This is a genomic window from Streptomyces sp. XM83C, from assembly GCF_023072675.1.
Lineage (GTDB): Bacteria > Actinomycetota > Actinomycetes > Streptomycetales > Streptomycetaceae > Streptomyces > Streptomyces thermocoprophilus.
Genome location: NZ_JALLGL010000545.1, coordinates 1 through 1,651 on the forward strand (window position 1 = coordinate 1; position 1,651 = coordinate 1,651).

Below are 1,651 nucleotides of genomic sequence, written 5' to 3' on the forward strand. Positions count from 1 at the left end.
CACCCACCCCCACCCCCGGTGCGACCATGGACCCGGACGACGTACACCCCGGAGGGCACCCGCAGCCATGACCCAGAAAGTCGCAGTCCTCGGCACCGGCAAGATCGGCGAAGCCCTGCTCAGCGGAATGATCCGAGGCGGTTGGGCACCCGCCGACCTCCTCGTCACCGCCCGCCGCCAGGAGCGGGCCGACGAACTCCGCACCCGCTACGGCGTCACCCCCGTCACCAACGCCGAGGCAGCCAAGACCGCCGACACCCTGATCCTCACGGTCAAACCGCAGGACATGGGCACCCTCCTCGACGAACTCGCCCCGCACGTGCCCGCCGACCGCCTCGTCATCAGCGGCGCCGCCGGCATCACCACCGCCTTCGTCGAGGAACGCCTCACCGCCGGCACCCCCGTCGTCCGCGTCATGACGAACACCCCCGCCCTCGTCGACGAGGCCATGTCCGTCATCTCCGGCGGCACCCACGCCACCGCCGAGCACCTCGCCCACGCTGAGGAGATCTTCGGCGCCGTCGGCAAGACCCTCCGCGTCCCCGAGTCCCAGCAGGACGCCTGCACGGCCCTCTCCGGCTCCGGACCGGCGTACTTCTTCTACCTGGTCGAAGCCATGACCGACGCGGGCATCCTGCTCGGCCTGCCCCGCGACAAGGCCCACGACCTCATCGTCCAGTCCGCGATCGGCGCCGCCACCATGCTCCGCGACAGCGGCGAACACCCGGTGAAGCTCCGCGAGAACGTCACCTCGCCCGCCGGCACCACCATCAACGCCATCCGCGAACTGGAGAACCACGGCGTACGGGCCGCCCTCATCGCCGCCCTCGAAGCCGCCCGCGACCGCAGCCGCGAACTCGCCTCCGGCAAGAAGGACTGACGCCGCAGAGACCGACGCCGCAGAGACCGAGGCAAGACGGACCGACCCGGCCGGGACCCGGCGGGTCAGCGCGCCGCCGCGACGACCTCCTCCGTCGTCACCACACGCGCGAACCCGCCCCCGTGCAGCGACACCGCCGACGCCTCCGCCAGCTCCCGCGCCGTACGCCGCCAGCCGAACGGCCCCACCAGATCGAACGTGTGCGTGGCATCCAGCGGTACGACCACGTCGTACCCGAGATTCCCGCCCATCCGCGCGGTCGTCTCCACGCACATGTTCGTCTGGATCCCCACCACCACGATCTGCCCGACCCCGGCCTCCGCCAGCCACGCCCCCAGATCCGGCGTGCCGAGAAACGCCGAGTTCACCGTCTTCGTCAGGAACAGCTCAGGCCCGGCACCCTTGCCCCGCCGCCGCTCCACATAGTCCTTCAGCTCATTTCCGGCGTACCCCGCCCGCAGGGGCGACCCCGCCTTCGTCGAGTCGTGCCGCACGAACACCACAGGCCGCCCCGTCGCCTGCCATACGTCGATCAGCGCGGCGATGTTGTCATCGGCCGCCGGGTTGTCCCGCGGCCCCCAGAAGTCGGCCTCCTCGAAGCCCTTCTGCACGTCCACGACCACCAGCGCTGCGTTCTCAACGATCTCCATGTCCACGATCGTGCCCCCGGCCGGGCTCCCGCCCCAGAGGTACAGAAGTCATCGATCGATGGTTTACTGCCACCATGACACCGGGCGGCACCCCCTCCCCGGGCGGCACCCCCTCCGCCCC

2 protein-coding genes are annotated in these 1,651 nt (G+C 71.0%); one reads left to right on the forward strand and one right to left on the reverse strand.

The genetic code is table 11. The features are described 5' to 3' along the window. Positions 1-67 precede the first annotated feature (67 nt). Positions 68-880, forward strand: a complete 813-nt coding sequence (gene proC, locus MTQ10_RS30200) for a pyrroline-5-carboxylate reductase (RefSeq protein WP_247473800.1) — start codon at positions 68-70, stop codon at positions 878-880. A 65-nt stretch (positions 881-945) separates the two neighbouring features. On the opposite strand, the gene MTQ10_RS30205 is transcribed toward proC, so the two are convergent. Then, positions 946-1,530 carry a cysteine hydrolase family protein gene (locus MTQ10_RS30205; protein WP_247473802.1) on the reverse strand — a complete coding sequence of 195 codons (585 nt, stop codon included), beginning with the start codon at positions 1,528-1,530 and terminating at the stop codon, positions 946-948. Positions 1,531-1,651 lie beyond the last annotated feature (121 nt).